Source organism: Clostridium sp. DFI.1.208 (assembly GCF_024463855.1).
Lineage (GTDB): Bacteria > Bacillota_I > Bacilli_A > Erysipelotrichales > Erysipelotrichaceae > Clostridium_AQ.
In genome coordinates this window covers 1-1,294 of the sequence record NZ_JANGCA010000149.1, presented here as the reverse complement: position 1 = coordinate 1,294, position 1,294 = coordinate 1, and the positions used below count along the sequence as shown (strand labels likewise).

Annotated in this window: 1 protein-coding gene; it reads right to left on the bottom strand. The window is 34.5% G+C overall.

Annotated features, from left to right (window positions below; all coding sequences use genetic code 11):
- Positions 1 to 176 precede the first annotated feature (176 nt).
- The coding region (locus NE665_RS23715; protein ID WP_256302682.1) for an ISL3 family transposase at positions 177 to 1,294 on the bottom strand (1,118 nt) is incomplete at its 5' end.

The window sequence follows — 1,294 nt, the reverse complement described above, 5'->3', positions numbered from 1 at the left end:
AAGGGGGCTCTAAATTATCGTGGGGTTGAGTAGAAATGAGCTCTAAATTATTATGGGGTTTTAGCAAGTGAACGCTAGGCTCTAAATTATCATGGGGTTTCAAAAAGGAGTAATAAAGTTCAAAAAATGAACAAATTACTCCTTTTCTGTATGTCAAGCATTATTCATAAAGCTATCTATTTTTTATATGATCCCCGTTTTTTGCCTTTCATTTTGATCGGTATCTGTGCATCTGATAAAGAAGGCAGGGCATCTTTATTCATACAGTACATACATCGATTACGAAAGCGAGCGAAGTTGACATAACCATTTCCTGTTTTCTTGATCAGTTTAACGATGGAATTTCGGGATTCCATTATGCCATTTGATAGCCTTCTCCCATTAACTATGATAAATGAATTGATGATCTCATCTTTCCAGTTGTTCAGCATTTTATAAATGTCAACCATTTCCTGAATATGTGTTCTCCGTATTGAAATCATAACGTCATTAAAGTCTTTTTCAGCATTCGCGAAATCGCTGCATGTATTAAATATCAAATAAAGGTCTTTAATATGATAAGCTTCCCTCAATTCAGAAGATATGGAAAGGACACGATCCAACAACTGAGGATAGTTGATATATTGATTCAAGCGTTTGTTATACTTACGTTTACCTTCACGAACTTCCTTTTCAAGCAAGAGCCAATTAAAGTTCTTCAAGAGATAGTATTCGATGGATTTTGAATCATAACCTTTCATAATACGTATTCTGACAGCATTAAGGGCATCATTGATGTTCTTGACGACATGAAAAGAATCAACAGCAATATTCGCTCTGGGAAATCGAAAATGAACAACATCTCTGTAAACAGCGTACATATCCATGATGAAATAACGTACATTTGATTTTTCGGATACAGGAATTTTTTCAAAATAACTAAGGAGAGAATATTTTTTTCTTTCAGGCAGCATATCAATGAGCTCATGTGTTTTGAAATCCAGAAGCAAGCAAACATATTTACTATGATTATCCTTCATTGCGTAAACTTCATCAATACATATAATTTCAGGAAAAGATTTACGTTTGATTCGTACATATAGGTCGAAAATCTCTTGGACCTTCGTAGGTGAAATATAATTGTGACGTGCCACACTGGCGAAAGTTGAATTGGATTCTTTCAGTTCTTTCAGGACATTCAATAACGTAAGATTACTGACTATATTACCGACAGGAGTAAAGGGATTAGATTCAAAAAAAGTTTTACCGCAAACAGTACAGACATAGCGTCTTGCACGATAATGGATAATACAAG